This window comes from Faecalibacterium sp. Marseille-Q4896, from assembly GCF_017377615.1.
Lineage (GTDB): Bacteria > Bacillota > Clostridia > Oscillospirales > Ruminococcaceae > Faecalibacterium > Faecalibacterium taiwanense.
The window spans coordinates 121,681-146,578 of sequence record NZ_JAFREG010000006.1 but is presented as its reverse complement, the minus strand read 5'-3'; the positions used below and the strand labels follow the sequence as shown (position 1 = coordinate 146,578).

The following is a 24,898-nucleotide window of genomic DNA, read 5'->3' as shown; positions in this document are numbered from 1 at the left end:
GTCAGATCGGTCGGTGTCGATGACGGTGAGGTTCCACCTGTTCCCATTCCGAACACAGAAGTTAAGCTCACTTGTGCCGAAGATAGTTCGCTGGAAACGGCGCGTGAAAATAGGTAGTCGCCGACTTGAACAGAAAGCTCTGAGATGAAAGTCTTAGGGCTTTTTTGTTTGCGTTTTGGGGCAAAAAATAGTATCATAAAGGCAGAAACTTATACTTTCTACAGATTTTCCTGTTACACTGAATGCACAAGGAAAGGAGAGCCTGTATGGAAAAATTGACGAAAAAAGGGCTGGACGGTACCCAGCTCAAGACCATTGCACTGGTGCTGATGGTACTGGATCACATTCATTATTTCTTCGAGTTCACCGGCTGCATCCCGACGGTGTTCAGTATGCTGGGGCGGCTCAGTGCGCCGCTGTTTCTGTTCTGCACGGTAGAGGGCTTTGCCCATACCCATGACCGCAGGCGGTATTTTATCCGCATCTGGGCTATCGGCGCAGCCATGGCGGCGCTGGAATTTTTTATGATTTACGCCAAGGCCTTCCGGCGCGGGGATGGCTTCTACCCGCAGAATGCTATTTTTCAGGATCTTGTGCTGCTGTGCATCGTCTGGCAGGGCATTGACTGGCTGCGGGAGAAAAAATTCGCAAAGGGCATTGGCGCCATTGCCGCCGTTTTGTGCTGGCCGTATGTGGTGGTAGTATTTCTGCTGCTCTTCCCCGGGGTACAGGAGATGCCCATTGCTTCAACGATCGTGGCCTTTGTCATTACAAGCCCGCTGCCCATGTGGACAACCATCACGGACGGCGGCTGGAGCTTTTTGCTGGGCGGTGTGCTGCTGTATGCCCTGCGGGGGCATCGCCGCGTACAGCTGACGGCATGGGCCGTGCTCATTTTCCTATGTGATTTTGTGCCGACCTTTGGGATGCTTTGCAGACAGGCGGATTTTGTGTGGACGCAGATGTTCACCGACTACTACGAGTGGTTCGGCGTAGCGGCGGTGCTGCTGATGCTGCTGTACAATGGGCAGCGTGGCAGCGGACATAAGCGGCTGTTCTACTGGTTCTACCCCGCCCATGTGTACCTGCTGTATGGAGCATCCTGCCTTGTTTATAACGTGTTGAGGTGATCTTGTGGCGAATATTCTGGCCGTGGACGACAATCTGGAGCTCTGCAAGCTGATCCGCACCACTTTGGAGCGGGACGGCCACCGGGTAGAAACGCGGCAGGCGGGCGGAGCGCTGACCGAGGCGCTCTGCCGCTGGGCAGACTGCATTCTGCTGGATGTGATGATGCCCGGGGAGGATGGCTTTGCGGTCTGTCGGCGCATCCGCAGCCTGACCGAAGTGCCCATCCTGTTTCTGAGCGCCCGCACCGATGAGGCCGCTGTGCTGGAGGGGCTGGGCATCGGGGCAGACGACTTTTTGTCCAAGCCCTTCCGGGTGGCTGAGCTGCGGGCGCGGGTTGCGGCACATCTGCGGCGGCAGAGCCGCACCCCGGCGCACCGGATGGTGCGCAACGGCGTAGCCTTTGACCTGACCGCCCGGAGCGCGGCGGTGGAGGGGAAGATGCTGCCCTTGACCCGCTCGGAGTATGCCATCTGTGAGTATCTGGCGCTGCACGCAGGGCAGACCTTTACCAAGGAGCAAATTTACGAAGCGGCTTTTGGCATTGACGGCACTGCGGACGACACCGCCGTGACACAGCACATCAAAAATATCCGGGCAAAGCTGCGGGCGGCGGGCGTGCCGGAGCCGGAAAAGCTGCTCAATACCGTATGGGGCGTGGGGTACCGATGGAAAAGCGAAGACTGACCTCTCTGCGCAGCGTGCTGCTGCAATATCTGGTGCGCACGGCGCTGGCCTGCCTGCTGGTCGCGGTGGGGTGGCTGCTGGTGCTGATGCTGTGGATCCAGAACGGCGGGCTGTTTCTTCCCGCGAATCAAGCTGCACAGGCCTGTCAGAAAGCCGCACAGGACGTTTTGCCAGGCATGACCGCCGCTACTTTTGACGAGACGCAGCTGGACTCCTTGTGCCGTTACGCCCTGTTTGCCGCGCCGGACAGCAGCGAGGTGCTGGCCACCAACATGGATGCCGGGCACTTGCAGCGGGCAATGGAGAACCGACAAGGGAAAACCCGCTGGCATTTTGGCTACACGCAGTATTATATGACATCAAAATTGCAGGACGGAACGGTCTGTCTGCTGCAATTTGACTATGCCGTGCCCTATGCCAACCCTGCGCTGCGGGGCGTGCTGCCGGATATGCAGACCGTGCACTGCATTCTGGGCATTCTGCTGCTGGTGGGGGCGGTGGTGTGGAGCACCCACAGGACCGGGCGCTTCCTGACCCGGGAGACTGAAAAGCTGACCGCCGCAGCACAGGCGGTGGCACGGAAGGATCTGGACAGCGCGGTGTTTTCCGGCGCGAAGGTGCGGGAGTACGAGAGCACTTTGCAGGCGCTGCAAACCATGGGCGATGAACTGACCGGTAGCCTGCAGAAGCAGTGGGACATGGAGCAGCGGCAGCGGGAGCAGATCATTCGGCTGTCCCACAAGCTGAAAACGCCGCTGACCATCATCAAGGGCAACGCGGAGCTGCTGGCGGAGGATGACCTGACTGAGGAACAGCGGGCGCAGGTGGAAGCGATTCTGCAGGGCGCAGAGCAGACCCGCGCCTATCTTGGCAAGATCCGCGCCGAAGTGCAGACACCACTGAAATACAAAACGAAAAAGAATGACAAAACATGCCGAATCGTAGAAAACTGAACGGCAAACGGCAGCCCCGCCCGGAGAATGTTCCGGGCGGGGCTGCTTCGGGATTGCACGATGAGGCAGAATCTGGTATGATGGAAAAAAGCGGAAGAACCGCACGAAAAGGACGTCCCAAATCGTATTCCGAGTGAGGTGAGGAAGATGAAACTGCTTTTTAGACAGCGTGCATTCAGCTGGTTTGACAGCTACGACATCTACGACGAAAACGAAAACACCGTGTATGTGGTCAAGGGGCAGCTGTCCTGGGGGCACTGCCTGAAGATCTACGACCCGGAAGAACAGCAGGAGCTGGGCACCGTCAAGGAAGAGATCCTGACCTGGCTGCCCAAGTTTGAGCTGTACGAGGGCGAGACCTGCATCGGTACCCTGAAAAAGGAGCTGACCTTCTTCAAGCCGAAGTACAACATCGACTTCAACGGCTGGCATGTGGAGGGCGATGTATTCGAGTGGGACTATACCATCACCGGCCCGGACGGCGGCACGGTGGCTGCCGTGTCCAAGGAACCGTTCCACTGGACGGACACCTACGTTCTGGACATCACCGACCCGAAGGATGCGCTTTATGTGCTGATGTTCGTGTTGGCCATCGACGCGGAAAAGTGCTCGCGGAACTGACCCGGATCAACGAAAAAAAGAGGAACGACAGCTGTCGTTCCTCTTTTTGTATAGCAGATTCTTTACTGGTTGTCGGCCACCATCATCTTGCTGGCCTTGTAGATGTCGCCGCAGCCGAGGGTGATGACCAGATCGCCCTCCCGGACGTTCTGCTTGACCCACTCGGCGGCCTCCTCCAGACTGTTCACCAGAACAGAGCCGGGAATCTGAGCGGCCAGTTTTGCACTGGTAATGGTGGGATCGTTGGGCTCACGGCTGCCCATGATCGGGGTCAGCACCGTGATGTCGGGGATCTTGAGCACATCCACAAAGTCGTTGAACAGCAGCTTGGTGCGGCTGTATGTAAACGGCTGGTGGACGGCGATCAGACGCTTGTAGCCCATCTCCTTGGCAGTGTTCAGGGTAGCGCGCAGCTCGGTGGGATGATGTGCATAATCGTCCACGACCAAAGCGCCGTTACACTCGCCGTAGACCTCAAAGCGGCGGCCGGCACCCTTGAAATTCAGGGCGGCATCGGCGCACTGCTCCACGGTCAGACCGACGAAGCGGCAGACGGCGCACATGGCAAGCGCATTGTAAATGTTGTGGTAGCCGGGCACAGCCAGACGGATATGGCCGGTGACCTTGTTCCACTCCTTCAGGTCGAACTCAAAGAAGCCGGGTTTGTATTCGTTCACGTTCAATGCCTGATAATCGCCGTCGTTCTGGATGCCGAAGGTGCGCACGCGGCGGTCCAGCGTGTACATGACATCCATGGTGTTCTTGTCGTCCGCATTGGCAAAGATCATGAACTTGGTCATCAGGGCAAAGCGCTTGAAGGCGAATTTCAGTTCGCCCATGCTGCCGTAGTAATCCAGATGGTCATTGTCGATGTTCAGCACAACGGACAGGTACGGGGTCAGTTTCAGGAAGGTCTCGGCAAATTCACAGGACTCAATTACGATATCGTCGCCCTTGCCAGCCTTGCCGTAGCCATTGATCAGCGGAAGCTTGCCGCCGATGACGGCAGACGGGTCGCGGCCTGCCAACTCCAGCGCAGTGGTGATCATGGAAGTGGTGGTGGTTTTTCCGTGAGTGCCGGAGACGCAGATGCTCTGTTTGTACAGGCGGCTCACGTAACCCAGCAGAACGCTGCGCTCGATGGTGGGGATGCCGTAGGAGGCAGCGGCATTCAGCTCCACGTTATCTTTGGAAATGGCGGCAGAGTAGACCACCATGTCGGTGCCGATCACATTATCGGCGCTGTGACCCAGGCTGACCTTGACACCCATCTCACGCTCGTAGCGGATGATACTGCCATCCAGCACATCGCTGCCGGAGATCTCGTAGCCTTTTGCGGCAAGGATCTGGATGAGCGGATACATGCCGCTGCCGCCGCAGCCGATGAAGTGGATCTTTTTTACATTGTCCAGCAGGTGCTGGTTGTAATCGGTGTACATGAACATATAAGGCAACCTCCAAATAAATAACGGCCGCAGAGCAGACCGATTCAATCCATTCTATTAGGATACATCTTATTATATAATTTTTGGCGGACAAAATAAACAGGTAAACCCGAATTTTCGGAAAGAACCATAAATCCAATTCGGAATTTGTGATAAGTGTACAAGAAAACCGAAACCGGGAACTTCTTCATAAAAGATTTACATTTGCCTTTACAAAATACTTAACAACTTTGAATCATCTGTGGTAAAATAGAAAAGGACAATTTTTTAAGGGATCGTTGGTGCGGCCGACAGAGGATGCAGAACGGTTTTATAAAAGGAGAAATAATGTGAGAATCAAGATCACAGCGGACAGCACCTGCGACCTGTCCGAAGAGCTTTTGGCACAGTGGGACATTGCCCTGATGCCCATGCACATTCTGATGGGCGAGGATAGCTATCTGGACGGCGTAACGATCCACCCGGCAGATGTGTTTGCCTATGTGAATGCGGGCGGCAAAATGCCCAAATCCGCCGCCGCAAATCTGGTGGAATATACCGAATTTTTTGAGCCGTTTGCCAAAGAGTGCGATGCGGTGATCCATATTTCGGTCAGCAGCAAGCTTTCGTCCTGCTTCCAGAATGCGAAGCTGGCGGCAGGCGAATTCGAGAATGTCTATGTGGTGGACAGCCAGAATATCTGTACCGGGCAGGGCTATCTGGTGCTGAAAGCGGCCAAGTGGGCTGCAGATGGCCTGCCCACTCGCAACATTACGATGCGGCTGCAGAGCCTTGCCAAACGGGTAGAGCTGAGCTTTGTACTGGACCGGCTGGACTTTATGGCCAAGAGCGGCCGCTGCTCCGGTGTGCTGGCCTTCGGGGCAAACCTGCTGGGCATCAAGCCCGCACTGGAAGTGATCGACGGCGAACTGAAGGTAGTCAAAAAATACCGCGGCAGCCTGCCCATCTGCGTGGGCAAGTACATCACCGACCGTCTGGTGGAACGCAACGACATCGAGGACAGCCTTGTCTTCATCTCCTCCTGCCAGCCGAAGCCCGGCTGCATGGACGCAGTGAAGGCGGGGCTGAAGAAATACGGCAGCTTCAAGGAATGCCACGAGACAGACATCGGCACCACCATCGGCGGCTATTCCGGCCCGGGTACCATTGGCATCGTGTTTGCACGGAAGGAAAAATAAAAAAGTGGCTGTTGCACATGCGACAGCCACTTTTTCTCACTGGGAGCGGCGTTTTAAAATTTCATCCAGAATGGCATCGGCCACATCGGCCTTGCTCATCAGCGGCAGCTCACGGGTGCCGTCCGGGGTAATGAGGGTGACTACATTGGTGTCCACGCCAAAACCGGCACCGGCCACTTTCAGGTTGTTGGCAACCACCATGTCCAGATTCTTTTTGGTCAGCTTTGCAGAGGAGTTTTCCACAAGATCGCGGGTCTCCATGGAAAAACCGCACAGGAACTGGTGGGTCTTTTTGGGGCCGATGGTGCCCAGAATATCCGGCGTGCGTTCCAGAGGGATGGACATGTCGCCGTCCTTTTTTTTGATCTTGTCGTTTGCCACGGCAGCGGGGCGGTAGTCGGCCACGGCAGCGGCCATAATGAGCACATCCGTAGCATCAAAGCGGCTGGTGACGGCTTCGTACATCTGCTGAGCAGTGGTCACGGGCACATCGGTGGTAAACTTGACCGGCTGCAGGGCAGTCTCGCCGTGGATAAGGGTGACATCCGCGCCGCGCATGGCGGCGGCACGGGCAAGGGCATAGCCCATCTTGCCAGTGGAATGGTTGGTGAGGTAGCGCACCGGGTCCAGCGGCTCCTGCGTGGGGCCGGCGGTGACGGCAATGCGCAGACCGGCAAGATCTTTGGGCCGGGCAATGGCATGCAGGATATACTCGATCAGCACATCTTCCTTAGGCAGACGGCCGCTGCCAACATCCTTGCAGGCCAGCACGCCGCTCTCGGAGGGGATCACCGTGAAGCCGTAGCGTTCCAGCGTGGCGATATTATCCTGCGTGATGGGGTTTTCCAGCATTCCGGTATTCATGGCCGGAGAAACGAGCTTGGGGCACTTTGCAGCCAACACTGTGGTGGTGAGCATATCATCGGCGATGCCGTGGGCCATCTTGGCGATGACGTTGGCAGTGGCCGGGGCGACAAGGATCACATCGGCTTTTTTTGCCAGCGAGATGTGGGTGACTTCAAACTTGAAATCCCGGTCAAAGGTATCCACCATGCACTTGTGGCCGGTAAGCGTTTCAAATGTAACAGGGGTGATGAACTGGGTCGCATTTTTGGTCATGATGACCTCCACATCGGCTCCCAGCTTGCGCAGTGCGCTGGCCACGTTGGCCATTTTATAGGCGGCAATGCCGCCGCTTACGCCCAGAAGGACGCATTTTCCGTTCAGATCCATTGGTAAAACCTCCTGCAAAAACGTACTGTTTCCACATATCTTCCTTTAGTATAATGCAAAAGTTCCGCCAGCACAACAAAATCTTTGTACAGGCTTGTAACTGGGGACAAAATGCGGTAAAATACAGCTTGACAAAGAATAGATGAACAACCCGTTAGGGTCGGTGTGCCGGCAGCTTTCTCTTCGGACACGAGTCGGGCCATTCCATCGCCCGCCCTATTGCCTGACGGCAACAGGGTCCCACCCCAGCGGACGGTCCTCAGAGAAACTACCGGCCCGCCGTCTGGATAAGATGCCGGCCTGCCGTTACTCAAACCTTTAAAAAGGAAAACAGAATTATGATCTTAGCCATTGATATAGGCAACACCACCGTCGCCCTTGGGGGCATTCGGGACGGACGTGTATGCTTTGTGGCGCGCATGGACACGGTGCGCACCCGCACGGCTGCAGAATATCGTGTCGAAATGGATAAAATTTTTGCGCACCGCCGCCATCCTGAGCGCCCCATGCGCTTTGAGGGCGCTGTGCTCACCAGCGTGGTGCCCCAGATCACCGGGGCACTGGCCGAGTGCGCCCGCCACTACACCGGCAAAAAGCCGGTCATCGTTTCGCCGGAGATCCGAACCGGACTGACCATGGGCGTGGATGAACCCCACGCCGTGGGCAAGGATCGCCTTGTGGATGCGGCTTATGCGGCGGCAAATTTTCCGCTGCCGGTGGTCACGGTGGACCTTGGCACTGCCACGACCTTTAATGTGGTGGACGAGAACCGCGTGTTCCGGGGCGGTGTCATCTGCCCGGGGCTTTCCACCGGGTTGCGGGCACTGGGCGACCGCTGTGCCCAGCTGCCGCAGGTGCATCTTGGCTCGCCCAAAAGTGCCATTGGCACCAACACCGAAAAATGCATGCTGTCCGGCTCCGTGATGGGCACGGCTGTGCTCATTGACGGCATGGTGCAGCGCATTGAGGAAGAGCTTGGCCGTCCGGCCACTCTGGTGGTAACAGGAGGGCTGGCAAAGTATGTGACACCGCTGTGCCGCCACCCGCTGACCTACGACCCGGAGCTGCTGATGAAGGGACTTGCCCTTTTGTACCAGCTCAATGCGTCCCAGCCGCAGCACCACAGTGCGGGCGGCGGCAGGCACTATGGCCGACAGAACCAGCACGGCCATGCAAAACAGCGCACCTACCCCAAAAAGCGCACCCGCCGCGAGCCGGAAGCGCTGGTAGGCTGACCAACGACAGGATGGGGAGAAAAATCAGATGAAATTAGGCATTCTTGGCACGGGCAAGATCGTGCGGGAATTTTTGCCATGGCTTGCAGAGCACACGCCTTTTACGGTGCAGGCCATCTGCAGCACCGAGCGCAGCGCCGAGCTGGCTCAGAGCCTTTGCGGCCAGTACGGCGTGCCGCAGCACACCACCAATTTTCTGGAACTGCTGCAGTGGGTGGATGTGGTGTACATTGCAGTGCCGAACCTGCAGCATGTGCGCTATGCCCGCGTGGCGCTGGAAGCAGGCAAACATGTTATTGTGGAAAAGCCGCTGGCACCCACGGCGGCCCAGACGGAAGAACTGGTAAATCTGGCACGGCACAAAAAGGTGTTCCTGTTTGAAGCCATCACCACCCAGTACCTTGAAAACTACGCAAAGATCCGGGAGCTGCTGCCCCGCATTGGCACCGTGAAGCTGGTACAGTGCAATTTCAGCCAGTATTCCAGCCGGTACGATGCCTTCTGTGCAGGCGATGTACAGCCTGCCTTTGACCCGGCCTGTGCCGGCGGTGCCCTGATGGATCTTGGCGTATATAATGTAAGCTACATCGTGGGCCTGTTCGGGGAGCCGAATCAGGCCAAATATACCGCCAACATGGAGCGCGGCATCGACACCAGCGGCATCCTGACCATGGATTACAGCGGCTTCAAGGCCGTGAGCATCGCCGCCAAGGACTGCGCGGCCCCGGCCCGGTACATCATTCAGGGCACGAAGGGCTATATCCTGCAGAAGTCCACCGCCAACTGCTGCGGCGGCATCACCTTCCACCCTAACGAGGGCAAGGAAGAGCACTATAACCTGAATGGCGGCAGGCCCCGGCAGGCGGCAGAGTTTGAAGCCTTTGCCCGTGCGCTGGAGAGCGGAGATCAGGAGCTGTGCGGCCGGATGCAGGATACCACCATCGCGGTGAGCCGTGTGCTCACGGTGGCCCGCCGCAATGCGGGCATCCGCTTCCCGTGCGACCACTGACCCCCAAAACAGCCATTTCCATTGGAACACGCCCTGACAAAACGCGCTCCAAATTATTTGAATATTTACTTTAAAACCCGCATAGAGCGGGCAGGTTTGCGCCGTATCCGACGTATAGGGCGGAACGGCAGCAGGAGGAAAACTGAATATGAAAAATACGAAAACTCTTACCCGTGTGGCGCTGCTGGTTGCCATTGAGCTGGTCATGAAGATGGTGGGTCTGGGCAGTGTGCCTGTGGGCCCGCTGTACATGAGCTTCCTGACCCTTCCCATTGCAGTGGGTGCCATCACCATGGGCCCCGCTGTGGGTGCGCTGCTGGGCGGCGTGTTCGGCGCAGTGAGCTTCTATGACGCTATCACTGGTGCTTCCGCCATGACCGGCGCACTGTTTCAGGTGAGCCCCGTCAACACCTTTATCCTGTGTGTGGGCATGCGTGTGCTGATGGGCCTGTGCTGCGGCCTGATCTTCAGCGGCCTGAAGCGCTTTGACAAGCCCGGCACCTGGAGCTATATCCTCAGTGCCATGAGCGCCCCGTTCCTGAACACGGTGTTCTTCATGGGCTGGATCGTGCTGGCCTTCTACGGCTGTGACTACGTGCAGAACCTCGTGTCCGTCAAGGGTGCTGCGAACCCCTTCATGTTCGTGGTGCTGCTGGTCGGCGTTCAGGGCGTGGCCGAGTTCCTTGTCTCCGGCATTCTGGGCGGCATCGTAGCCCGTGCTGTGGCAAAGTTCGTAAAATAAAAGATGTGCCGGATGTCAGGGCGGCGCATTCTATAATCGTGATAAAAAACTCCTCCGGCGAAAGCTGGAGGAGTTTTTTCACAACAAATATTTCTCCTGCATAGGATGGCCCACGAGCAGGCAAAGGGGGATGCGGCATGGAAGCGAAAAAGCTGTTTGCGGTGGTGGGCACCGATGCCCGGCAGGCGGCGGCAGGCCGGGTGCTGGAACGGGCAGGTTATGCGGTGGGCGGAGCCGAGCAGGTTGCACTGGCAGATTATATCCTGCTGCCTCTGCCGCTGGATGCGGCCCGCACCCCGCTGGCAGAGCTGCTGCGGGCCGCAAAACCCGGCGCGGTGGCACTGGGCGGCAGGCTCTCAGTTCAGGCAAAGACCATCGCACAGAAAGCTGGCGTGGAGCTGGTGGATTACTTTGCCCGACCGGAGCTGACGGTGTACAATGCCATCCCTACGGCGGAGGGCTGCATTGGCATCCTGCTGGCCGAGCGCACCCGCACCCTGTGGGGCACAAACCTTCTGCTGCTGGGCTTTGGCCCGGTGGGGCAGGCGTTGGGGGCGCGGCTGGCGGCACTGGGGGCAAATGTGACTGTCTGTGCCCGGCGCGCCGAACAGCGTGCGCTGGCCGAGAGCCTTGGTCTGCGGGGTGCAGAGCTTGCCCGGCTGGCCGCGCTGGCTCCGGCCTTTGATACGGTGGTGAACACCATCCCGGCCCCGGTGCTGACCGAGCCGGTGCTGGCGGCTCTGCGGCCCGGCAGCCTGATCGTAGATCTGGCATCAAAGCCCGGCGGCACCGACTTTGCTGCGGCGCAGCGGCTGGGCTGCAAGGCCATCCATGCGCTCAGCCTGCCCGCCGCCTGTGCGCCGGACACGGCTGGGGAAGCGGTGGCACGCACCGTGCTGACCATTTTGCGGGAGCGGGAGGAACACACATGAGAACGCAGAAAAAAGGACGCATTGCATTTGCGGTGTGCGGCAGCTTCTGCACACTGGAAGCGGCGCTTGCGGCAGCGCAGCAGCTGACAGAACAGGGCTGGGAGCTGCTGCCCATCATGAGCTTTGCCGCAAAGCAGGACACCCGCTTTGGCACCGGGCAGTTTTGGCAGGAACGGCTGGAAGCCCTTACCGGCCATGCAGTGCTGGACACATTGCAGGCCGTGGAGCCGCTTGGCCCTAAAAAGCTGGTCAGTGCACTGGTGATCGCGCCCTGCACCGGGGCCACGCTGGCAAGGCTGGCGGCGGGGCTTTCCGATACGCCGGTAACGCTGGCGGCAAAAAGCCTTTTGCGGGTGGGATGCCCGGTGGTGGTGGGCATTTCCACCAACGATGGGCTGGGCGCATCGGGGGAGAACATGGCCCGGCTCTACCAACGCAAGCATTACTATTTTGTGCCCTACGGGCAGGATGACCCCATCCACAAGCCCAACAGCCTGAAGGCGGACTTTGCCCGTCTGCCCGCTGCACTGGACGCTGCGCTGGCCGGGCTGCAGCTGCAGCCCGTTCTGCTGCAAAACAACGTCTGAATGGCTTTTCAGCCGGGACAAAATGTGGTATACTGAATTTGATGCTTTGCCGGTGCAGTACGACGGGCAGAAAAACGCTCAATGGAGAAAAACCAGATGAAAAAACTGACAGCGGCGCTGTGCGTTGTGCTGCTTATGATCTGCGTGTTCGTGCCGGGGGCAGCGGCGGCTGGCCCTGCCCTTGGTGCCACCCGCGCTTACTGCATCATCGATGCAGACACCGGCCTTGTGCTGGCACAGCAGAATATGAACGAAGAGCTGCACCCGGCATCCATCACCAAGGTGATGACGCTGGGCCTTGCCTGCGAAAAGGCGCAGGGAAACTGGGATGATATAAAGCTCACCGTGACCCACGAGGATGTTTACTCGCTGGCGGGCACCGATTCCAGTCACATTGCCCTGCGCGAGGGCGAAGAAGTGCCCCTGACCGATGCACTATACGCCACCCAGATGGCCAGTGCCAACGACGGCGCGAACCTGTTGGCCGAATATGTGGGAGAGGGCACCATCGCGGACGGCGTGGCAAAGATGAATGCGCGGGTAGAAGAGCTGGGCCTTGCGCACACCCACTTTGCAAACCCCCACGGCATCAGCGACGAGGACCACTACACCAGCTGCTACGATATGGCGCAGATCCTGCGCTGGGCACTGGAGCAGCCGGGCTTTGAGCAGGTGTTCACCCGCAATGAGATGTACACCATGGACCCCACCAACATCCAGCCCGTGACCCGCTACTTTTCCCAGCAGGACAAAATGCGCATTGGCTCCAGCCGGTACTACATCTCGTCCATTCTGGGTTCCAAGCTCGGCTATACCAACACGGCCCGCTACAGCTACGCCTGTCTGGCGGAGCAGAACGGCGTCCGGCTCATCTGCGTGACCATGCAGAGCGAGCTGAGCACTGATAAATACAACGATATGCGCACCCTGCTGGATTATGCGTTCAGCACCTTTACCGGCTACACCGACCTGCCCGCGCAGGGCGTGACCGCGCAGCTGCCGGTGATGGGCGGCGGCGGGAGCCTTGGCACCGTGACCGTCTCCGACCCCGGCGTGCGGCTGCTGCTGGCCAACGGCCTGACTGCCGACGATGTGGAGGTGACGCTGGAACTGCCGGAAAGCTATGTCCTTGGCTCTGACCCGGAGGTGTACGCTGTGTACACCGTCCACGGCGGCGAAAAGCAGGAGAGCACCAGCGTGCGTGTGGATGCAGAAATTTCCGGCCTGCCTGAACTGCTGGAGAACAGCACCGGTCAGGAGCTGGAAGCGGCCAAGGCGGTAAAGCCCCAAAGCCATGCATTCTGGCTGCTGGGCATCTCGCTGGGGTCCACCGCAGCGGCAGCGCTGGTGACTTTTCTGGTGGTGCGGTTCATCACTTGGCGGAAGAAACGCCGCAGAACGCGTACGGAACAGGGACAGACCCGCCGCGGCAAATAAGCGCAAAAGCCTGCGTCGAACAGACTTTTCCAGATAAAACAAACATGCTTCACAAAAGAGAGGTACAAAATATGGGCAAGTTTACGTTTACTCAGACCGAGATCCCCGGTGTTGTGGTCATTGAGCCGCAGGTGTTCGGCGACGACCGCGGTTATTTTATGGAGACCTATCAGAAGGATCAGTTTGCCGAAGCCGGCATCGATAAGGAATTCGTGCAGGACAACCAGAGCCGCTCCACCCGCGGCGTGCTGCGCGGCCTGCACTTCCAGAAGGAGCACACGCAGGGCAAGCTGGTGCGCGTGACCAAGGGCGAGGTGTTCGATGTGGCCGTGGACTGCCGCCCCCACAGCGCCACCTTCGGTAAGTGGGTGGGCGTGACCCTTTCCGAGGAGAACAAGAAGATGTTCTACATCCCGGAGGGCTTTGCACACGGTTTTCTGGTGCTGAGCGATGTGGCAGAGTTCTGCTACAAGTGCACCGATGTGTACGATCCCACCAGCGAGGGCGGCATCCCCTACGATGACCCCACCGTGAACGTGCAGTGGCCGGACTGCGGCTGCGAGCACAAGACCAGCGCAAAGGACAAGCTGCACGAGCCCTTTGCTGCACAGAAGTTTGAATATTTTGAAAAGTGGTGATCGCCTGTGGCAAAATTCAAAGCAATGTGGAACGGCTTCTGGTGCTACCGCTATCTGCTGTGGAACCTCGTCAGCCGTGACTTCAAGCTCAAATACCGCCGCAGCGTGCTGGGCGTGGTGTGGAGCGTTCTGAACCCGCTGCTCATGTGCCTTGTGTACTGGGCCGTGTTCAGCAGTCTGATGGACATGCGCGGCAGCGGCATCGACAACTTTGCCGTGTTCCTGATGTGCGGCCAGCTGCTGTTCAACTTCTTCAACGAGGCCACCTCCACCGGCATGAGCAGTGTGCTGGGCGCTGCGCCCCTGCTCAAAAAGGTGTATATCCCCAAGTATATCTTCCCGCTGGAAAAGTGCTGCTTTGCCATGGTGAACTGCGTGTTCAGCTTTGTGGCGCTGCTGCTGGTCATGATCTTCACCGGTGCACCCTTCCACCTGACCCTCATCGAGGCGGTCTACCCGCTGGTGACGCTGTTCTTCTTCAGTCTGGGCGTGGGCCTGCTTCTGGCAGCGGCCACCGTGTTCTTCCGGGATATCATGCACATCTGGAGCGTGTTCATCACCGCATTGCTGTATTTTTCCGCCATCTTCTACGACCCCACCCAGATGACCTTTTCCATCGGCGGGTTCAACATGCAGCAGATCATCAAGCTGAACCCCATGTACTGGTACATCACAGGCTTCCGCCGTACCGTGATGTGGGGCATCCCGCTGGATTTCAACATGTTCGCGGTGTGCGGCTGCTGCGCCGTGCTCTCCATGCTGGTGGGCGTGTGGGTATTCCGCAAAACGCAGGACCGCTTTGTGCTGCATATTTAAGGAGGAAGAACAATGGAACCGATCATCAAAGTGGACAATGTTTCCATGTGCTTCAACCTCTCCAAGGAAAAGCATGAGAGCCTGAAAGAGTATTTTCTGGCCATGGTGCAGGGCCGCCTGCAGTACGATGAATTTTACGCCCTCAAGGACGTGAGTCTGGACATCATGCCCGGCGATTTCTACGGACTTGTGGGCCTGAACGGCTCGGGCAAGTCCACCCTGCTCAAGACCATTGCGGGCGTGTACAAGCCCAGCAAGGGCAAGGTGACGGTCCGCGGCTCCATCGCCCCGCTCATCGAGCTGGGCGCGGGCTTTGATATGGACCTGACTGCCCGCGAGAACATCTATCTGAACGGCACGGTGCTGGGCTTCTCGCCCAAGTATCTGGACGAAAAGTTTGATGAGATCGTGGAGTTCAGCGAGCTGCAGAACTTTCTGGATGTGCCGCTCAAGAACTACTCCTCCGGCATGGTGGCCCGCATCGGCTTTGCCATTGCCACCATCACCAAGCCCGATATCCTCATTGCGGACGAGGTGCTTTCGGTGGGCGATTTCCTGTTCCAGCAGAAGTGCGAAAAGCGGATGCAGGAGCTGATGGCGGGCGGCACCACGGTCATTCTGGTGTCTCACTCCATTGAGCAGATCGAGCGCATGTGCAGCAAGGTGGCATGGCTGAGCCACGGCCACCTGAAAATGAATGGCGATACGGCAACGGTCTGCGCGGCCTACAAGGCAACGCAGCGCGGCGAGGCCTGATATGAATGTACGACTGAAACGTGCCAGAGAACTGGCAGGCTATGCGGTGCAGCTGACGAAGGACGAGGGACTGCCCACTATGCTCAAACGGGGCGCGGGCTTTGTCAAGCGCCGCTGCTTTGGCAAGCGTGCCCGCTATCTGCCCGCCAAAAAGGTGCTGGAAGCCCAGCGGGCTGAAATGGCCGGCAAAACGGCGGCAGACTGCGGCCTGCCCACCATCAGCATCCTGACCCCGCTGTATAATACACCGGAAAAATACATGCGGGAATTTCTGGATTCCTTTGTGAACCAGACGGCCCCCAACGGTCAGCTCTGCCTTGCGGATGCTTCCGATGCAGAACATGCCGATGTGAAGCGCATCGTGGAGGAATATCAGACAAAGAATCAACGCATCGTATACCAAAAGATCGAAAACAAAGGCATTGCGGCCAACACCAATGCTGCGGCAGAGCTTGCCACAGGGGAATATCTGGCCCTTGCCGACCACGATGATATCCTTGCGCCCCACGCCATGTACACCATGGGCAAAGCCATTCTGCAGCTGCGGGCGCAGGGCGAGCCGGACGGCTTCCTCTACAGCGATGAAGCACTCTTTTCCAAGAGCATCCAGCGGCCCATGGTGGCCCACTTCAAGCCGGATTACGCCCCGGACTATCTGCTGTGCTGCAACTACATCTGCCACTTGGCGGTGTTCCAAAAGGCGCTGTGGGATGAGATTGGCGGGGAGCGGCCGGAGTGCGACGGCAGTCAAGACCACGACCTGTTCCTGCGCCTTGTGGAAAAGACCAGCGGCGCGGCCCATGTGCCGCAGGTGCTGTACTACTGGCGGGTGCACGCAGGCTCCACCTCTGGCGGCACCGATGCCAAGCCCTATGTGGCGGCAGCAGCCAAAAAGGCGCTGGCCGACCATCTGGCCCGCACCGGACGCACTGGCACCGTGGAGGATGGCCTGTTCCCCAGTACCTACCGGGTGAAGTGGGATATCGTGGGCGACCCGAAGGTGAGCATCCTCATCCCGAACAAGGACCACACCGACGATCTGGAAAAGTGCCTGCACAGCATCTGGACCAAAACCAGCTGGGAGAACTTTGAGGTCATCGTCATCGAGAACAACTCCACCGACCCGGCCACCTTTACCTATTATAAGGAAGCCCGGCAGCGCTACGACGGCCTGCAGGTGGTCAGCTACCCGCAGAAGGGCTTCAACTTTTCCGGCATCAACAACTTTGGCCGGCAGTACGCCAGCGGGGATTACCTGCTGCTGCTGAACAACGACGTGGAGGTGCGCAATGCGGATTGGCTCACGGAGCTTTTGCGGCAGTGTGCTCACCCCGGCGGCGCGGCCATCTGCGGTGCAGAGCTGCTTTACCCGGACGAGACGTTGCAGCATGCGGGCGTTGTGACCGGCCTTGGCGGCTACGCGGGCCACAGCCACAAATACCGCAAGGCGGGCGGCAGTGGCTACATGTTCCGCGCTGCAACGGTGCAGGACTTTTCCGCCGTCACCGGTGCCTGCCTGCTGGTAAAGACCAGCGTGTGGGACGAAGTGGGCGGTCTGGACGAAGCCTTTGCGGTGGCCTTCAACGATGTGGATTTCTGCCTGCGGGTGCGGGATGCAGGATACCGCATTGCGTGGACACCCTATGCTCAGCTGACCCATTACGAGAGCAAGAGCCGCGGCGGCGATGAAAAAGACCCGGTGAAAGCCCGGCGCTTTGCCGCCGAGCAGCAGCGGCTGTATGCCGTGCACGGCAAGGCGAACATCCTGCACGACCCCTACTACAACCCCAACCTGACCATGGACCGGGAGGATTTTTCCGAAGGCAATGATCTGCGCGGGCTGAAAGAGGGACGTATCACGGTGCAGTGGAGGGGATGAACCCTCTCAGGCGCTATCGCGCCAGCTCCCCCGAAGGGGGAGCTTTATGCGCTGTGGAGGAAAAGAAAACCTTCTGTTTGCAGGAAAAACTTGCCGATTCGCAGGGAAAAAGCTCCCCCTTCGGGGGAGCTGACATCGCGCAGCGATGGCTGAGAGGGTTATTAGGAGGAGCACCAAATGAACATCAAGGGCCATTTTGAGACCATCACCCGGCACAAGCTGCTGGTGATGAAATACTGCTTTGCCTGCGGGCTCTATGAGCAGGGCCTTGCCCACGACCTGAGCAAGTACAGCCCTACCGAGTTCATTCCGGGCTGCATCTATTATCAGGGTGACCACAGCCCCAACGAAGCGGAGCGCGCGGCACGGGGCTATTCCTCCGCGTGGCTGCACCACAAGGGCCGCAACAAGCACCATCTGGAATACTGGATCGATTACAGCACCCGGAAGGTGGGCCTTGCCGGCATGAAGATGCCCCTGCGCTATGTGTGCGAAATGGTGTGCGACCGCGTGGCTGCCAGCCAGATCTATCTGGGCGACAAGTACACGGACGCTTCCCCGTGGGAATACTACGAGCGCAGCAAGACCCACTACCTGCTCCACCCGGAGACCCGCGCTCTGCTGGAAGAACTGCTGAAAATGGTGCGTGACCTTGGGCATGACCGCACCTTTGAGCACATGAAATACCTGCTGGGCTGCGAAAAAGATTACTAAAAGGAATATTTTGCTTAAAAACACCGCTGAGGGAGACACGGCGGTGTTTTTTGTATGCCATAAAACAACACATCCCCCAGCCCGTGCGGCGCTGCCGTTCAGGCTGGGGGATGCTTTTTGTGCAAGACGGGTGTTACTGCTCGTTCTCGTAGATCTGGATATAACGGGGTGCATTCTTATCCTGAATGAACAGCAGCGCGGCGGTCAGGGCCACCGCCAGAGCAGTGAGGACGGCGAGCAGTGCTTTGAGAACCTTCATCGTTTCAAGCCTCCTTGGTAAGTCTGGCGCGGAGCGGGGGACGTTCCGCAGTTTTTGGTTGCCCTTAGTATAGCATAATCCGCATACAAAGGCAAACACCGGATACAGGAAGAAAAATACGGTGGTTAGTTGTATATAACCACGAAAAAATGAAAAGAAAGTTCAGGAAAATACATCATTTTTGTGCCATTGTCGTTGACTTCCCACGCCAAAATGATACAATAAACATGTTAAGCAGCTGCTGCCCCTGTACCAGTGCGCCTGCATGGGCGTGGGGGCGGCAATTCAAGCAGAATGGGGGATTTGAATTCCATGTTGAACAAGCTGAAACGTGCGGCGCTTGGCGCGCATACGCCGCATGACAAGGCAACTGCTGCAAGCAAACCGGTCCCGATGCCTCTGCCCGCGCAGGTACGCATCCTCATGAGCCAGCATATCGGCGCTCCCGCCAAAGCTCTGGTCAAAAAGGGCGACGAGGTATTCGTTGGCACTAAGATCGGCGAGGCTGGCGGCTTCGTCTCTGCAAACATCCACTCCAGTGTCTCCGGCACGGTTGCCGCAGTGGAGCCCTTCCGTCTGTCCAATGGCCGCATGTGCGACTCTGTCGTCATCAAGACCGATGGCAAACAGACCGTGGACCCGGCTGTCAAGGCACCGGAAGTGACCGATAAGGCCAGTTTCCTCAAGGCTGTGCGTGAGTGCGGCCTGGTCGGTCTGGGCGGCGCAGGCTTCCCGACCGACGTAAAGCTGCAGCCCAAGCAGCAGGTGGATACCCTGCTGATCAACGCTTCCGAGTGCGAAGTGTGGCTGACCAGCGATACGCAGGAGATGCTGAACTGCAGCGATGATATCATCCGCGGCATCAAGGCCGTGCTGCAGTACACCGGCATCCCGAAGTGCGTCATCGGCATTGAGAACAACAAGCCCGAGTGCATCGACCTGCTGTGCAAAAAGACCAATGGCGACAGCACCATCGAGGTCAAGCCCCTGCCCAGTGTCTACGGCACCGGCGCAGAGCTGATCCTTATTGAAAAGTGTCTGGGCCGCGAAGTGCCCCACGGCGGTCTGCCCGCAGATGCCGGTGCCATCGTCATGAACGTGACCAGCGTTTCCACCCTTGGCAAGTATCTGGCTACCGGTATGCCGGTGGTCGAGCGCACCATCACCGTGGACGGTGATGCCTGTGCAAAGCCCCAGAACATCGTTGTCCCCGTGGGCACTGCCTATCAGGACATCATTGATTTTGCGGGTGTCAAGGGCGAGCTGGGCAAAGTGGTTGCCGGCGGTGCCATGATGGGCCCCGCTGTGGAGAACCTGAGCTACCCCACCACCAAGACCACCTCCGGCCTGATCTTCCTGAGCAAGGCCGCTGCAGAGCCTGCACCGGTGAATCCCTGCATCCGCTGCGGCCGCTGCGTGGAGTACTGCCCCATGGGTCTGGAGCCTGTGGAGGTCAATCAGGCATACGCTGCACGCGATGTGCAGGAGCTGGGCAAGCTGCATGCAGACTACTGCTTCAACTGCGGCAGCTGCTCTTTCGTCTGCCCGGCAAAGCGCCCTGTTACCCAGATGATGAGTCTGGCAAAGGCGTTCTACCTTGGTGAAATCAAAAAAGGAGGCAATAAGTAATGGATACGAAGCTTATTGTTTCGGCTTCCCCGCATGTGCGCAGCGAAGAGACCACCCAGAGCCTGATGGCCAACGTGATCGTCGCCCTGTGCCCCTGCGTGGTGGCCTCTGCCATCATTTTTGGTATGCGCGCACTGCTGGTAACAGCCGTGTCCGTGGTGGCCTGCGTGGCCTTTGAGTGGCTGTACTGCAAGCTGCTCAAGAAGACCAACCCCATCAGCGACCTGTCCGCCGTCGTCACCGGCATCATTCTGGCCATGAACGTGCCCGTGGGCATGCCCATCGGCCAGCTCATCATCGGTGATCTGGTGGCCATCGTCATCGTCAAGCAGCTGTTCGGCGGCATCGGCATGAACTTTGCAAACCCCGCTCTGGTGGGCCGTATCGTGCTGTTCATCAGCTTTGCCGGTTCCATGAACAAGTGGGTGTTCCCGGATGCAGCGGTGGACCAGCTGTCCAGCGCTACCCCGCTGGCTGTGGCCGATAAGTCCAAGCTGAGCCTGCTGGATCTGTTCATGGGCATCCACGGCGGTGTGCTGGGCGAGACCTGCGCACTGGCCATCGTGCTGGGCCTGATCTATCTGGTGGCCACCAAGACCATCAGCATCGCCATCCCGGCTTCTTACGTCGGCAGCATGTTCGTGTTCTACCTCATTGCTACCCACAGTGTGCACGAGGCTCTGGTTGCCGTGCTGAGCGGCGGCCTGCTGTTCGGTGCCGTGTTCATGGCTACCGACTACGTTACCAGCCCCTTCACCCTGAAGGGCAAGCTGGTGTACGGCGTGGCACTGGGCATCGTCACCTTTGCCATCCGTTACTGGGGCAGCTACACCGAGGGTGTGTCCTTCGCACTGCTGTTCATGAACCTGTGGGTTCCCTACATCAACGATCTGACCCGTCAGACCCCGTATGGCTACATCAAGCCTGCAAAGAAAGCAAAGGAGGGTGCTGGCAAATGAGTAAGTCTTCCAACTGGGAGAGCACCATCAAGCCCATTGTTGTGCTGAGCGTTATCTCCCTGATCGCCAGCCTGCTGCTGGCACTGGTGAACGGTATGACCGCCCCGGTCATTGCCGAGAACACCAAGCGCACCACTCTGGCCGCTTATGTCGGCGTGCTGCCCTCCGTTTCGGATGCCAGCGAGCTGGAAGAAGTGACCGATTACACCACCGCCGGCATCACCGGCGTGGTCAAGGCTCCGGACGGCAGCACTGCCATCAAGGCCGAGGAAAAGGGCTTTGACGGCGGCATCCTGACCGTCATCATGGGCTTTGATGCCAACGGCGCCGAGACCGGCATGTGGGTAGACGCTTCCACCCAGACCAAGGGCATCGGCTCCAACGTGAGCAGTGACGACTTCCTGGCGCAGTTCGACGGCATGGATGGCACCCAGAACATTGTGATGAATCAGGATTACGATGCCTACAGCGGCGCAACCATTTCGTCCACCGCTCTGTTTGCTGCCATCAATGACTGTGTCAACTGCTACAACGAGCTGGCGTAAAGGAGGTTGGTAAGAAATGGCACAAGAAAATAAGTCCAAGGTAAGCATCCTTACCAACGGCATTATCAAAGAAAACCCCGTTCTGCGTCTGGTTCTGGGTACCTGCTCCATTCTGGCAGTTACCACTGCAGTTTCCAGCGCTCTGGGCATGGGTGCCGCCTTCACCTTCGTGCTGGTGTGCTCCAATATCATGATCTCCCTGCTGCGCAAGGTGATCCCCGGCAAGGTGCATCTGCCCTGCTACATCGTCATTATCGCAAGCTTCGTGACCATCGTTCAGATGTTCATGCAGGCTTACATGGAAAGCCTGTACAACGCTCTGGGCGTGTTCCTGCCCCTGATCGTTGTCAACTGTATCATTCTGGGCCGTGCCGAGATGTTCGCCTGCAAGAACAGCATCGTGGACTCCGCACTGGACGGCGTGGGCATGGGCGTTGGCTACACCCTCACCGCTACCCTGATGGCATCCATCCGTGAGATCCTGGGCAGCGGCACATGGCTGGGCTTCCAGGTGATCCCGGAAAGCGTTGCCAAGGTCTCCATCATGACGCAGGCTCCCGGCGCATTCTTCTGCTTTGGCCTGTTGATGGCCGGCTGTGTGTGGCTGGAAGGCAAGCTGGATGCCCGCATCGAGCGCAAGAGCTGCTGCGACCTTGATAACCTGAAGAAGGAGGCAGAATAAGATGTTAGTAAAACTCGCTGCGATCTTCTTCAGCATGATCCTGGTCAACAACTACGTGCTGGTGAAGTTCTACGGTATCTGCCCGTTCCTGGGCGTTTCCAAAAAGCTGGATTCTGCGGTTGGTATGTCCGGTGCCGTCATCTTCGTCATGTTCATGGCAACGGCCGTTACCTTCCCCATCCAGATCTTCATTCTGGACCCGGCTGGTCTGAGCTACCTGCAGACCATCGTGTTCATTCTGGTCATTGCTGTTCTGGTGCAGTTCATCGAGATCTTCCTCAAGAAGTACGTGGTTGCACTGTATAACTCTCTGGGCGTTTATCTGCCCCTGATCACCACCAACTGCTGTGTTCTGGCGGTCACCATTCTGGTCGTGGGCGACTACGGCGCAGATGTGGCTGCTATGGGCTTCGGTGTTGCTTACATTGAGGCTCTGGTCTGTGCCATCGGCGCAGGCTGCGGCTTCATGCTGGCCATGGTCATGTTCAGCGGCGTGCGCAAGCGCGTGGAAGCCTGCGATCCCCCGGCACCCTTCAAGGGCCTGCCCATCACCCTGATCGCAGCAGCAATCACCAGCCTGTCCTTCATGGGCTTCGGCGGCATCGTCGAAAACCTGTTCAATGTCACGCTGTAAGGGAGGAACAGGATTATGAATATTGTATCTGCTGTTATCCTGTGTACCATCGTGGGCGCAGTCGGCGCGATCGTTCTGGTCGCAGCGTCCAAGTTCATGGCGGTGGAGGAAGACCCCCGCATTGAAGAAGTTACCAACTGCCTTGCCGGTGCAAACTGCGGCGGCTGCGGCTACGCAGGCTGTGCGGACTACGCAAAGGCTGTGGTCATGGACGGCGTGCCCTGCGACAAGTGCGCACCCGGCGGCCCCAAGGCTGCCGCTGCCATTGCCAAGATCATGGGCGGCACGGCCAGCGCTGTGGAAAAGAAGGCGGTTGTCCAGTGCCAGGGCAATTCCGAGCACTGCAAGCCTGCTTATGATTACAAGGGCATCCAGACCTGTGCAGCCGCTGCTGCACTGTACGGCGGCCCCAAGACCTGCTCCTTTGCCTGCGTTGGTCTGGGCGACTGCACCAAGGTGTGTAAGTTCGATGCCATCCACATTGTGGACGGTGTTGCCAAGGTGGACAAGGACAAGTGCACCGGCTGCGGTGCCTGCGCAAACATCTGCCCCAAGCAGGTCATCATGATCGACGTGGGCGGCCCGCGCAAGCCGGTGGTCATGTGCTCCAACAAGGACAAGGGTCCTGTGGCCATGAAGGCCTGCACCACCTCCTGCATTGCCTGCGGTATGTGCGAGCGCACCTGTAAGTTTGACGCTATCCACGTGGTGGATGGCGTGGCCCGCATCGACTATGACAAGTGCAAGGGCTGCGGCATGTGTGCCCAGAAGTGCCCCAAGCACATCATCCTCTTCCCGCTGAAGGATGACCCCAATCCCCCGAAGCCCGTGGTGAAGCCCGCCGCTCCCGCTACTGCCCCCGCAGCAAAGCCGGAAGCCAAGGCTGAGGCAAAGCCCGAGACCAAGGCAGAGTAAACTGTAAACCAAAGCCCGCCGTGCAGCGATGCCCGGCGGGCTTTTTGCAACTTTTTGTAAGAAAATCCGGTTGCAATGATGCGGAATTATGGTTAAATAGAGGGAGGATATTTTCACAGAAAGAGGACGATTATGGAACAACAGTCTGCACGCCTGCGGAATACAGGCTTTCTTACTTTCTTCTTCAGTGGCATCTGTGCCATCAGTGCGGGCGTGGTGGTCAGCCTGCTGCAGGAGCGCTACGGCTTTGCCTACGGCATGACTGGCACCCTGCTCTCACTTATGAGTGTGGGTAATCTGCTGGCAGGCCTGCTCATTGGTATGCTGTCTAGTGTACTGGGCATGAAGCCCAGTGTGCTGCTGCTCACCATCGGCTATGCGGTGGGCTACGGCATCATGGGCCTGACCGGTGTAGAGATCCTGCTGGCAGTGGCTTTCTTTGTGGTGGGCATTGCCAAGGGCAGTGTTATCAACACCTGCACCATTCTGGTCAGCGATCACTCTGCTGATCGCACCCGCGGCATGAACCTGATGCACAGCTGCTACGCCTGCGGTGCGCTGCTGTGCCCCTTCCTCATTGCGGCAGCGGCGAAGGTGAGCACTGAGCTGGCGGTGTTCCTGCTGGCGGCACTGGGACTTGTACTGTGGCTGGTATATGCCTTTACCCCGCTGGGCGGCGGCAAGACCAAGAATGCCAAGGAAAAGCAGGCCATTGACTGGAGCTTTCTGCGTTCGGCACGATTCTGGATGCTGACCGGCCTTTTGTTCTTCCAGAACGCTGCAGAGCAGAGCGTCAACGGCTGGATGGTCACTTACTTCAAGGGCAGCGGCATCATTGCAGGCACACTGGCGGCTTACACCGTCACGGTCATGTGGGGTGCCACGCTGGTGGCCCGTCTGCTGATCGCATTCGTGTTCCCGTTCAAGAGCCCGCGCAAGGCTATGGTGGGCATGAGCGTGCTGTGTACGATCTTTTATGTGCTGCTGGTCATGGCCCACACGCAGGTCATGGCCATCGTGCTGCTGTTTGCGTTTGCGTTCTCCATGGCGGGCCTGAACCCCACCGCTGTGGCCAGCGCGGGCCGCATGACCAGCGTGACCAGCATGGGCATCATGCTGCCGGCGGCGTCCAGCGGTGCCATCCTCATGCCGTGGATCATCGGCATCGTGGCCGAAAAGGCTGGCCTTGCCGCCGGTATGGCTTCCAACATCGTGCCCTGCGTGGGCCTGATTATTTTCACCCTGCTGGTGGCAAAGCTGCCGGAAGAGTAAGCAAAAAAGCGGC

General features: G+C 58.4%; 26 protein-coding genes and 1 rRNA gene. 24 read left to right on the top strand and 3 right to left on the bottom strand.

Going from position 1 to position 24,898, the window contains the following annotated elements; genetic code table 11:
* Positions 1-9 precede the first annotated feature (9 nt).
* From rrf to J3348_RS10770, 5 genes are all read left to right on the top strand, one after another.
* Positions 10-126: ribosomal RNA gene (gene rrf / locus J3348_RS10790) — 5S ribosomal RNA — on the top strand.
* A 140-nt stretch (positions 127-266) separates the two neighbouring features.
* Positions 267-1,130, top strand: a complete 864-nt coding sequence (locus J3348_RS10785; protein WP_154260788.1) for a TraX family protein — start codon at positions 267-269, stop codon at positions 1,128-1,130.
* A 4-nt stretch (positions 1,131-1,134) separates the two neighbouring features.
* Positions 1,135-1,815, top strand: coding sequence for a response regulator transcription factor (locus tag J3348_RS10780; protein ID WP_207698964.1), 681 nt, complete (start codon positions 1,135-1,137; stop codon positions 1,813-1,815).
* Positions 1,797-2,768, top strand: coding sequence for a histidine kinase dimerization/phospho-acceptor domain-containing protein (locus J3348_RS10775; protein ID WP_207698963.1), 972 nt, complete (start codon positions 1,797-1,799; stop codon positions 2,766-2,768). Before J3348_RS10780 ends, J3348_RS10775 begins: the two co-directional genes overlap by 19 nt.
* A 147-nt stretch (positions 2,769-2,915) precedes the next feature.
* Positions 2,916-3,389: an LURP-one-related family protein gene (locus J3348_RS10770; RefSeq protein WP_005943839.1), complete on the top strand. Its 474-nt coding sequence runs from the start codon at positions 2,916-2,918 to the stop codon at positions 3,387-3,389.
* Positions 3,390-3,451: 62 nt separating this feature from the next.
* On the opposite strand, the gene murC is transcribed toward J3348_RS10770, so the two are convergent.
* On the bottom strand, positions 3,452-4,834 hold the full coding sequence (gene murC, locus J3348_RS10765; protein ID WP_207698962.1) for a UDP-N-acetylmuramate--L-alanine ligase: 1,383 nt from the start codon (positions 4,832-4,834) through the stop codon (positions 3,452-3,454).
* A 329-nt stretch (positions 4,835-5,163) separates the two neighbouring features.
* Here murC and J3348_RS10760 point away from each other — a divergent pair, with 329 nt between their 5' ends.
* Entirely contained in the window at positions 5,164-6,012 is an 849-nt protein-coding gene (locus tag J3348_RS10760; RefSeq protein WP_207698961.1) for a DegV family protein, read from the top strand.
* 36 nt (positions 6,013-6,048) lie between these two features.
* On the opposite strand, the gene coaBC is transcribed toward J3348_RS10760, so the two are convergent.
* Entirely contained in the window at positions 6,049-7,245 is a 1,197-nt protein-coding gene (coaBC, locus tag J3348_RS10755; RefSeq protein ID WP_097774290.1) for a bifunctional phosphopantothenoylcysteine decarboxylase/phosphopantothenate--cysteine ligase CoaBC, read from the bottom strand.
* Between the two features lie 338 nt (positions 7,246-7,583).
* Here coaBC and J3348_RS10750 point away from each other — a divergent pair, with 338 nt between their 5' ends.
* From J3348_RS10750 to J3348_RS10700, 11 genes are all read left to right on the top strand, one after another.
* Positions 7,584-8,480, top strand: coding sequence for a type III pantothenate kinase (locus J3348_RS10750; protein ID WP_207698960.1), 897 nt, complete (start codon positions 7,584-7,586; stop codon positions 8,478-8,480).
* Positions 8,481-8,508: 28 nt separating this feature from the next.
* A complete protein-coding gene (locus J3348_RS10745; RefSeq protein WP_005943855.1) occupies positions 8,509-9,489 on the top strand; it encodes a Gfo/Idh/MocA family oxidoreductase in 981 nt (326 codons plus the stop codon).
* A gap of 148 nt (positions 9,490-9,637) precedes the next feature.
* Positions 9,638-10,231, top strand: a complete 594-nt coding sequence (locus tag J3348_RS10740; protein ID WP_005943857.1) for an ECF transporter S component — start codon at positions 9,638-9,640, stop codon at positions 10,229-10,231.
* Between the two features lie 137 nt (positions 10,232-10,368).
* Complete coding sequence (locus J3348_RS10735) at positions 10,369-11,163, top strand: NAD(P)-dependent oxidoreductase (RefSeq protein ID WP_005943859.1); 795 nt, start codon at positions 10,369-10,371, stop codon at positions 11,161-11,163.
* Positions 11,160-11,750, top strand: coding sequence for a dipicolinate synthase subunit B (locus J3348_RS10730; protein WP_207698959.1), 591 nt, complete (start codon positions 11,160-11,162; stop codon positions 11,748-11,750). The genes J3348_RS10735 and J3348_RS10730 overlap by 4 nt, the downstream gene beginning before the upstream one ends.
* A 96-nt stretch (positions 11,751-11,846) precedes the next feature.
* Positions 11,847-13,187, top strand: coding sequence for a serine hydrolase (locus J3348_RS10725; protein ID WP_207698958.1), 1,341 nt, complete (start codon positions 11,847-11,849; stop codon positions 13,185-13,187).
* A gap of 71 nt (positions 13,188-13,258) precedes the next feature.
* On the top strand, positions 13,259-13,825 hold the full coding sequence (gene rfbC / locus J3348_RS10720; protein WP_097777386.1) for a dTDP-4-dehydrorhamnose 3,5-epimerase: 567 nt from the start codon (positions 13,259-13,261) through the stop codon (positions 13,823-13,825).
* A 6-nt stretch (positions 13,826-13,831) separates the two neighbouring features.
* Positions 13,832-14,641 carry an ABC transporter permease gene (locus tag J3348_RS10715; protein ID WP_223388262.1) on the top strand — a complete coding sequence of 270 codons (810 nt, stop codon included), beginning with the start codon at positions 13,832-13,834 and terminating at the stop codon, positions 14,639-14,641.
* Between the two features lie 12 nt (positions 14,642-14,653).
* Entirely contained in the window at positions 14,654-15,397 is a 744-nt protein-coding gene (locus J3348_RS10710) for an ABC transporter ATP-binding protein (RefSeq protein ID WP_005943870.1), read from the top strand.
* 1 nt (position 15,398) lies between these two features.
* Positions 15,399-17,276, top strand: a complete 1,878-nt coding sequence (locus J3348_RS10705; RefSeq protein WP_154255538.1) for a glycosyltransferase family 2 protein — start codon at positions 15,399-15,401, stop codon at positions 17,274-17,276.
* A 177-nt stretch (positions 17,277-17,453) separates the two neighbouring features.
* Positions 17,454-17,990 (top strand): DUF5662 family protein, encoded by a 537-nt coding sequence (locus J3348_RS10700; protein WP_005943876.1) that lies wholly within the window; start codon positions 17,454-17,456, stop codon positions 17,988-17,990.
* 133 nt (positions 17,991-18,123) lie between these two features.
* Here the strand turns inward: J3348_RS10700 and J3348_RS14395 are convergent, their stop codons facing one another.
* A complete protein-coding gene (locus J3348_RS14395; RefSeq protein ID WP_005943878.1) occupies positions 18,124-18,249 on the bottom strand; it encodes a hypothetical protein in 126 nt (41 codons plus the stop codon).
* Positions 18,250-18,561: 312 nt separating this feature from the next.
* Here J3348_RS14395 and rsxC point away from each other — a divergent pair, with 312 nt between their 5' ends.
* The 7 genes from rsxC to J3348_RS10665 all read left to right on the top strand — a co-directional run bounded on the left by rsxC (position 18,562) and on the right by J3348_RS10665 (position 24,885).
* The gene (gene rsxC, locus J3348_RS10695; protein ID WP_242702960.1) at positions 18,562-19,878 is read left to right on the top strand and encodes an electron transport complex subunit RsxC; all 1,317 of its coding nucleotides are present in this window, start codon (positions 18,562-18,564) and stop codon (positions 19,876-19,878) included.
* Positions 19,878-20,837, top strand: a complete 960-nt coding sequence (locus tag J3348_RS10690; protein WP_005943882.1) for an RnfABCDGE type electron transport complex subunit D — start codon at positions 19,878-19,880, stop codon at positions 20,835-20,837. The genes rsxC and J3348_RS10690 overlap by 1 nt, the downstream gene beginning before the upstream one ends.
* Positions 20,834-21,382, top strand: coding sequence for an FMN-binding protein (locus J3348_RS10685; RefSeq protein ID WP_005943884.1), 549 nt, complete (start codon positions 20,834-20,836; stop codon positions 21,380-21,382). The genes J3348_RS10690 and J3348_RS10685 overlap by 4 nt, the downstream gene beginning before the upstream one ends.
* Positions 21,383-21,398: 16 nt before the next feature.
* Positions 21,399-22,064 carry an electron transport complex subunit E gene (locus tag J3348_RS10680; protein WP_005943886.1) on the top strand — a complete coding sequence of 222 codons (666 nt, stop codon included), beginning with the start codon at positions 21,399-21,401 and terminating at the stop codon, positions 22,062-22,064.
* Position 22,065: 1 nt separating this feature from the next.
* Positions 22,066-22,698, top strand: coding sequence for an Rnf-Nqr domain containing protein (locus J3348_RS10675; RefSeq protein ID WP_005943888.1), 633 nt, complete (start codon positions 22,066-22,068; stop codon positions 22,696-22,698).
* Between the two features lie 15 nt (positions 22,699-22,713).
* A complete protein-coding gene (locus J3348_RS10670; protein ID WP_120080526.1) occupies positions 22,714-23,613 on the top strand; it encodes an RnfABCDGE type electron transport complex subunit B in 900 nt (299 codons plus the stop codon).
* A gap of 132 nt (positions 23,614-23,745) precedes the next feature.
* Positions 23,746-24,885: an MFS transporter gene (locus tag J3348_RS10665; RefSeq protein ID WP_207698957.1), complete on the top strand. Its 1,140-nt coding sequence runs from the start codon at positions 23,746-23,748 to the stop codon at positions 24,883-24,885.
* The last annotated feature ends 13 nt before the right edge of the window (positions 24,886-24,898 follow it).